This is a genomic window from Streptococcus sp. 1004_SSPC (assembly GCF_001069025.1).
GTDB classification, from domain to species: Bacteria; Bacillota; Bacilli; order Lactobacillales; family Streptococcaceae; genus Streptococcus; species Streptococcus vestibularis.
Genome location: NZ_JWGQ01000051.1, coordinates 1 through 4,837, shown reverse-complemented (window position 1 = coordinate 4,837; position 4,837 = coordinate 1). Strand labels below are relative to the sequence as shown.

General features: G+C 41.9%; 5 protein-coding genes. 3 read left to right on the top strand and 2 right to left on the bottom strand.

Annotated elements, in window-relative coordinates; all coding sequences use genetic code 11:
- On the top strand, positions 1–240 hold a 240-nt coding region (gene tnpA, locus ADF62_RS04145; RefSeq protein WP_048788163.1), incomplete at its 5' end, for an IS200/IS605 family transposase.
- A gap of 155 nt (positions 241–395) precedes the next feature.
- Here tnpA and sdaAA read toward each other — a convergent pair.
- On the bottom strand, positions 396–1,265 hold the full coding sequence (gene sdaAA / locus ADF62_RS04140; protein ID WP_003096825.1) for an L-serine ammonia-lyase, iron-sulfur-dependent, subunit alpha: 870 nt from the start codon (positions 1,263–1,265) through the stop codon (positions 396–398).
- 12 nt (positions 1,266–1,277) lie between these two features.
- Positions 1,278–1,949: an L-serine ammonia-lyase, iron-sulfur-dependent subunit beta gene (gene sdaAB, locus ADF62_RS04135; protein WP_003094592.1), complete on the bottom strand. Its 672-nt coding sequence runs from the start codon at positions 1,947–1,949 to the stop codon at positions 1,278–1,280.
- Between the two features lie 279 nt (positions 1,950–2,228).
- On the opposite strand from sdaAB, the gene ADF62_RS04130 reads away from it, so the two are divergent.
- Together ADF62_RS04130 and uvrC are read left to right on the top strand one after the other, a co-directional pair.
- Positions 2,229–2,924, top strand: a complete 696-nt coding sequence (locus ADF62_RS04130) for a YjjG family noncanonical pyrimidine nucleotidase (protein WP_048788162.1) — start codon at positions 2,229–2,231, stop codon at positions 2,922–2,924.
- A 71-nt stretch (positions 2,925–2,995) separates the two neighbouring features.
- A complete protein-coding gene (gene uvrC / locus ADF62_RS04125) occupies positions 2,996–4,780 on the top strand; it encodes an excinuclease ABC subunit UvrC (RefSeq protein WP_037600702.1) in 1,785 nt (594 codons plus the stop codon).
- Positions 4,781–4,837: the final 57 nt, after the last annotated feature.

Sequence of the window (4,837 nt, the reverse complement as noted above, 5' to 3'; positions counted from 1 at the left end):
GCTAGTTTTATGGGATATTTGAAAGGTAAAAGTGCATTAATGATGTTTGATAAACACGCCAATCTCAAGTACAAGTTTGTAAATCGGCATTTCTGGGCGAAAGGTTATTATGTGAGTACAGTAGGGCTTAATGAAGCCACGATTAAGAAATATATTCAGGAACAAGAGAAGCATGATATCGCTTTGGACAAATTAAACGTAAAAGAATATGAAAATGCTTTTAGGGATAACGGTAAGTAATGTGAATGCCTCTTTGAGGGGCTTGTGACGAGTCAAAAGCAATAAGGCTTGAACAAAGTGAAAGCCAGAGTCTTTAGGCGCTGGCTGGTATTATGGGCTTATAGCTCTTGATCAAACCACCTGTTAGACGGGTGGTTATGATTTATTCTAAAAAATCAACCAAAGATTTTTTTTGCGAGTGCTTTTCCTTTCGGAGTTGCTGCTAAGCCACCTTCAGCAGTTTCACGGAATGCAGTTGGCATGGCTGAACCGACCTGATACATCGCGTCAACGACCTGGTCGACTGGAATGGCAGATGTGATACCTGCCAAAGCCATATCGGCAGCGACTAGGGCAAAACTTGCTCCCATAGCATTACGTTTGACACAAGGGACTTCGACTAATCCAGCTACGGGGTCACAAATGAGTCCCAACATATTTTTTAGTACAAAGCAAATGGCTTGGCTAGCTTGGAAGGGTGTTCCACCAGCAGCCATTGTAATAGCGGCTGCAGCCATAGCAGAGGCGGAACCAACTTCGGCTTGGCAGCCTCCCTCGGCGCCAGAAATCGAGGCATTATTTGCGATGACTAGACCAAATGCACCAGCAGTAAAGAGAAAATCCAATTGTTGTGATTCGGTTAAGCCCAGTTTTTGGATAGCAGTTGTAAGAACAGCAGGTAGGCAGCCAGCAGATCCAGCAGTTGGTGTGGCACAAACCAATCCCATCTTGGCATTAGATTCATTAACAGCCATGGCATTTCTAGCAGCACCCAAAACAGCAGAATCAGCCAAGGTATTTCCTTTTTTGATATAGGCATCCAGTTTAGCAGCGTCTCCCCCGGTTAAGCCAGTTGGTGATTTCTCAGGGGACAAACCAGCCTGAACAGACTCTTTCATCACTTCTAGATTTCGAGTCATGAGAGCAAGGATTTCATGACGTTCCCGTCCAGTTAGCTCTGTCTCTGTAGCGATCATGAGCTCGGCGATATTACCTTGGTAATCTCGGTCAGCTTGTTGAACCAATTCTTCAATAGTGTAAAACATGGAAATCTCCTCTTAACTGAAAAAGTTCACGTTATGCAAATTTGGAATTCTTGCGATATCAGTAACGGCTTCATCACACTGGTGAGAGTCAATTTCGATAATCATAATGGCCTTTTCACCGGCATTTTCCCGAGTAACAGTCATTTGAGCGATATTGATACCATAACGCGACAAAATATCTGTGACAAGGGCAATCATTCCAGGAACATCTTGGTGGACAATGATGAGAGTCGGTGTATTCATCTTGAGATTGACCGCAAAACCATTGAGCTCAGTTACTTGGATATTCCCTCCACCGATGGAAACACCAGTGGCAGAGATAGTTTTTGTAGCATTTTTTAGTGTAATACGAGTAGTGTTAGGATGCGGTGCATTGCTATCTTTGTTGATTTTCCAATAGACCTTAATGCCTTTTTCGTGTGCAATATCAAGTGCACGCGGAATATCAGGGTCATCTGTTTCCATACCTAAAATACCAGCTACAAGAGCCACATCTGTTCCATGACCTCGGTAGGTTTTTGCAAAGGAATTAAAAAGTTGAAATTCTACTTCAGTGGGTATATCACCAAAGATGGCCGAAACAATTTTTCCGATACGAACAGCTCCTGCAGTATGACTAGAGGAAGGTCCTACCATGACAGGACCGATAATATCAAAAACGGATTGAAATTTTAAATTTTTCATAACACGCCTCGTTTGATTAATCTTGTATTTTCAGTATACCACGAATTAGAGAGATTCGCTGTTTAAGTAAAAATCTATTGAAACCATAAAAAATAACTTATTTTAAGCTTTCTTTAAGGTTCAATAGATATAATAGTGTTACTATTAAGTAAGCAATACTTATTTTTCATAAATCAGAGAGGACGGTCTATGGGTCGTCCTTTTGTGTTTCTTTGTTTATATAGAGCTAGATTATGATAAAATAAACACTGATGTTTTAACTGTCAGAAAGGATCCGTCATGACCTACACCCATTTACTTTTCGATCTTGACCACACCCTCCTAGATTTTGACCGTGCTGAAGATATGGCTTTAAACTACTTGCTTGAAGAGGCTGGTGTAGCTTCACAAGAGATCAAGGCTTATAAAGACCACTATATTCCCATGAACCGTTCCATGTGGGAGGACCTCAACCATGGTTTGATTACAAAACCTGAATTGCTTCGCACTCGCTTTTCTCGTCTTTTTGAGCATTTTGGACAGGAGGTTGATGGCAGACACTTAGCTGGCCGTTACCAGCATTTCTTGAGCCAACAGGGGCAGGAGTTGCCTCAGGCCCATGCTTTCTTATCGAACGTTAAAAATCGCGGTCACAAGATTTATGCAGCAACTAATGGTGTTAGCTACATCCAACGTGGTCGTCTGCAAGCCTCAAGCATCTTGCCTTTCTTCGACGATATTTTCATTTCAGATGAAGTGGGTGCCCACAAACCGTCTACGGACTTTTTTGAAAAAATTGCGGATCAGGTGAATGACTTTCATCCCGATTCGGCCCTCATGATTGGTGATAGTCTAACTGCTGATATTCAAGGTGGTAATAATGCAGGAATTGACAGCATTTGGTTTAATCCAAAAGGTTTGGTTAATGAGACTCCAGCTGTTCCAACCTATCAAGTCAAAAACTACCAAGAAATTTTGACGATTTTGAGCAAATAGACCTCTTTTCAAATTGTATTTACCCATGACTATTAAGAGCTTTTCAGCTCTTTTTTTGCTACAATGAAAGCATGAATAATCTGATTAAACATAAGCTGGAATTGCTCCCAAACAACCCGGGGTGCTATCTCCACAAGGACAAATTCGGCAATATTATCTATGTCGGTAAGGCTAAAAATCTAAAAAATCGTGTGCGTAGCTATTTTCGTGGAAGTCATGATACTAAGACGGAGCTTTTGGTATCTGAGATTGCAGACTTTGAATTTATCGTAACCGAGTCCAATATTGAGGCCCTGCTTTTGGAAATTAATCTTATCCAAGAGAATATGCCTAAATTCAACATCCGTCTCAAGGATGACAAGTCTTATCCATTTATCAAGATTACTAAGGAGCTCTATCCAAGGCTCTTGATTACCCGCCAGGTTAAGAAGGATGGCGGTCTCTATTTTGGTCCTTACCCAGACTCTGGTGCGGCCAATGAAATCAAGAAGCTTTTGGACCGTATTTTCCCCTTTAAGAAATGTAAAAATCCGGCCAATAAGGTCTGTTTCTATTACCATATTGGCCAATGTAATGCCCACACCATCTGTCACACCACTGAGGACTATTGGCAAGGTTTGGTTGAAGATGTCAAGAATTTCCTAAACGGTCATGATGATAAAATCGTTAATCAGCTTAAGGCCAAGATGAAGGATATGTCTGACCAGATGGAGTTTGAGCGTGCTGCGGAGTATCGCGATTTGATTGAGGCGGTTTCGACGCTTAGGACCAAGCAAAGGGTTATCCGTCAAGACATGCAGGACCGTGATATCTTCGGTTACTACGTGGATAAGGGGTGGATGTGTGTTCAGGTTTTCTTTGTTCGCCAAGGGAAACTCATTCAGCGTGATGTCAATATGTTCCCTTATTATAATGATGCTGAGGAAGATTTCCTAACCTATATGGGTCAGTTTTATCTGGATAGTCGTCATCTCAAGCCTAAGGAGATTTTCATTCCAGGAGACATTGATCAAGAGTCTGTTGAGGCTCTAGTTGGAGATGAGGTCAAGGTCTTTAAACCTCAACGTGGAGAGAAGAAGCAGTTGGTTAATCTGGCGACGAAAAATGCCCGCGTCAGTTTGACCCAAAAATTTGATCTCCTCGAAAAAGACTTGGCTAAGACCCAAGGAGCTATTGAAAATCTAGGCAAACTCATGGGGATTCCGACACCGGTCCGTATCGAGTCTTTCGATAACTCTAATATCATGGGAACTAGCCCTGTCTCTGCCATGGTTGTCTTTGAAAATGGTAAACCTAATAAAAAAGAGTACCGCAAATACAAGATTAAGACTGTTGAAGGCCCTGACGATTATGCCAGTATGCGTGAGGTCATTCGTCGTCGCTATAGTCGTGTCAAACGTGATGGTCTAACGCCACCAGACCTCATTATCATGGATGGTGGTCAAGGTCAGGTCAATGTAGCCAAGGATGTGCTTCGCAAGGAACTCAATCTATCTATCCCAGTTGCAGGTCTTCAGAAAAATGACAAGCACCAAACCAATGAATTGCTTTTTGGAGATCCTTTGCGAGTCATTGATTTGCCACGTCAATCCGAGGAATTTTTCCTCCTTCACCGTATTCAGGATGAAGTACACCGCTTTGCCATCACCTTCCATCGTCAAGTCCGTAGTAAGAATAGTTTCAGTTCTAAACTTGATGGCGTGGAGGGGTTAGGACCTAAGCGCAAACAAAAACTTCTCAAACACTTCAAGTCTATGACAGCTATCCAAAAAGCCAGTGCCGAAGACATTCAAGCTCTTGGAATCCCTGAAAAAGTAGCAGAGGCTCTGTTAGATAAATTAAATGATAACAATTAAGTTAGACTTTTCAAGTAACTCAGAAAAACTTGGTAGGGTGATTGATAATTCAATGAT